Below are 2,820 nucleotides of genomic sequence, written 5' to 3' on the forward strand. Positions count from 1 at the left end.
CCCCCCCCCCCCCCCCCCCCCCAGCCGATGCCGCGCCCACCCGGTACAATCACCGCTCTGTTTTCCCCCAAGCACCGGAGCGACCCATGTCCCGCCAGATCATCAACACCGAAAAGGCCCCCGCCGCCATCGGCCCGTACTCGCAGGCCGTGCGCGCCGGCAACACCGTGTATTTCTCCGGCCAGATCCCGCTCGACCCGGCCACCGGCGACATCGTCGGCGCGGGTGACGTCGAAGCACAGGCCCGCCGCGCCTTCGACAACCTCAAGGCCGTGGCCGAAGCCGCTGGTGGCTCGCTGGACAAGGTCGTGCGTCTGGGCCTGTACCTGACCGATCTGGGCGAGTTCGCCAAGGTCAACGCGGTCATGCAGGACTACTTCCAGGCCCCGTACCCGGCCCGTTCCACCATCGAAGTCTCCGGCCTGCCGAAGGGCGCCAACTTCGAGGTCGACGCGGTGATGGTCATCGACTGACCGCCACGTGGCACGCAAGGCGGCGGTCACCCCGGTCCTGTCACCGTCCGGCGAAGCATCCCTGGCGATGCTCGCGGGCGTCGGTCCGGCCGTGGCCGCCAAACTGCAGGCGCGTGGCCTGGCCACCCTGCAGGATCTCTGGCTTCATCTGCCGCTGCGCTATGAAGACCGGACCCGGCTGACCCGCATCGAAGACCTGCGCAACGGCGTACCGGCGCAGGTGGAAGGGCGGGTGGTCGCGGTCGAGCGCGGCATGCGCTACCGGCCGATGCTGAAAGTGGCGGTGGAAGACGAAGGGCGGGGCACTTTGGTGCTGCGCTTCTTCCACTTCCGCCAGCAGCAGGTCGGCCAGTTCGCGGTCGGCAATCGGCTGCGCTGCTTCGGCACGCCCAAACCGGGCCAGCTCGGCCTGGAAATCGTCCACCCCAGCTACCAGGTGCTGGGCCGCAACGACGATCCCGAACTCGGCGACCGCCTCGACCCGGTGTATCCCACCGTCGAAGGCGTCGGTCCGATGACCATGCGCAAGCTGATCGGCCAGGCGCTGGACCGCCTGCCCGAGGAAAGCGCGCTGGAACTGCTGCCCAGCGGCTGGCTCGATGGCCTCGGCCTGCCGTCACTGCGCAGCGCGCTGCTGACCGTGCACCGGCCGCCACCAGATGCCGATCTGGCCGCGCTGGCCGCCGGCACCCACCCGGCGCAGCGCCGCCTGGCGATGGAAGAGCTGCTGGCCCACCACCTCAGCCTGCGTCGCCAGCGCATCGCGTTGCAGGCGCACCATGCGCCGCCGCTGGCCGGCCCCGGCAAACTGGCCAAGGCGCTGCTGAAGCAGCTGCCGTTCGCCCTGACCGGCGCGCAGGCGCGCGTGTTCAAGCAGATCCGCGAAGACCTCGCGCGGCCCAGCCCGATGCTGCGGCTGGTGCAGGGCGATGTGGGCTCCGGCAAGACCGTGGTCGCCGCGCTGGCGGCGATGCTGGCGGTGGAGCAGGGCAAGCAGGTTGCATTGGCTGCGCCCACCGAGCTGCTGGCCGAACAACATCTCAACAACCTGCGCGGCTGGCTGGAACCGCTCGGTGTGCGCATCGCCTGGCTGGCCGGCAAAGTCACCGGCAAGGCGCGCGCCAAGGTGATGGAGCAGGTCGCCAGCGGCGAAGCGCAGGTGGTGGTTGGTACCCACGCGCTGATGCAGGAGGCGGTGGTATTCCAGGATCTGGCGCTCGCCATCGTCGACGAGCAGCACCGCTTCGGCGTGCACCAGCGCTTGGCGCTGCGCGACAAGGGCGCAGGCGGCAACAGCGTGCCACACCAGCTGGTGATGACCGCCACGCCGATTCCGCGCACGCTGGCGATGTCCGAATACGCGGACCTGGATGTGTCGGCCATCGACGAACTGCCGCCGGGCCGTACCCCGGTGCAGACCGTCGCGCTCAACAACGATCGTCGTCCCGAGCTGATCGAGCGCATCGCACTGGCCTGCCAGGAAGGGCGGCAGGTGTACTGGGTGTGCACCCTCATCGAGGAAAGCGAAGAACTGGATGCCACCCCGGCGCAGGCCACCTACGAATCGCTGCAGGCGCTGTTGCCGGGCGTGCGCGTGGGGCTGGTGCATGGCCGCCTGAAAGCCGCCGAAAAGCTGGCGACGATGGTGGCGTTCAAGGCCGGCGACATCGACCTGCTGGTGGCGACCACGGTAATTGAAGTGGGCGTGGATGTGCCGAACGCCTCGCTGATGGTGATCGAGAACGCCGAGCGCCTGGGCCTGGCCCAGCTGCACCAGCTGCGCGGCCGCGTCGGCCGTGGTTCGGCGGTATCGCGCTGCGTGCTGCTGTACCAGGCACCGCTCTCGCAGATGGCACGCGAGCGCCTGCAGACCATGCGCGAAACCAACGATGGTTTCGTCATCGCCGAAAAGGATCTGGAATTGCGTGGTCCCGGTGAATTGCTGGGCACCCGCCAGACCGGCCTGGCCGGTTTCCGCATCGCCGACCTGGCCCGCGACGCCGGCCTGCTGCCCGGCGTGCATGACCTGGCCGAGCGCCTGCTGGACCAGCAACCCGCGCTGGCCGATCGTGTGGTGCAGCGCTGGATCGGCACCGCCGTGCGTTACGCCTCGGCGTAGCGCCACCTTGATGGGTGTGGACCTTGGTCCACGCATCCACGCATCCACGCGTGGCGTGGATCTACTCCATGTTCATCCACGCATTGCATGGATGTGTCGACCAAGGTCGACACCCACCAACAGCCGCGAAAAGCTGTCGAAGGCGGGGTGGGTCCGGTTGCGGGGGTGTCCGCGGCATGGATGCCGCGGCCAAGCCCCCAAGGATGGGTTTACGGCGTCCCCCGCAAC

General features: G+C 69.0%; 2 protein-coding genes. Both read left to right on the forward strand.

The window, feature by feature from the left end:
• Positions 1 to 86: 86 nt before the first annotated feature.
• Positions 87 to 473, forward strand: a complete 387-nt coding sequence (locus O0K41_RS22130) for a RidA family protein (RefSeq protein ID WP_005410875.1) — start codon at positions 87 to 89, stop codon at positions 471 to 473.
• A gap of 7 nt (positions 474 to 480) precedes the next feature.
• The gene (gene recG, locus O0K41_RS22135) at positions 481 to 2,592 is read left to right on the forward strand and encodes an ATP-dependent DNA helicase RecG (protein WP_005410874.1); all 2,112 of its coding nucleotides are present in this window, start codon (positions 481 to 483) and stop codon (positions 2,590 to 2,592) included.
• Positions 2,593 to 2,820: the final 228 nt, after the last annotated feature.

This window comes from Stenotrophomonas sp. Sm2128 (genome assembly GCF_030985535.1).
GTDB lineage: Bacteria > Pseudomonadota > Gammaproteobacteria > Xanthomonadales > Xanthomonadaceae > Stenotrophomonas > Stenotrophomonas maltophilia.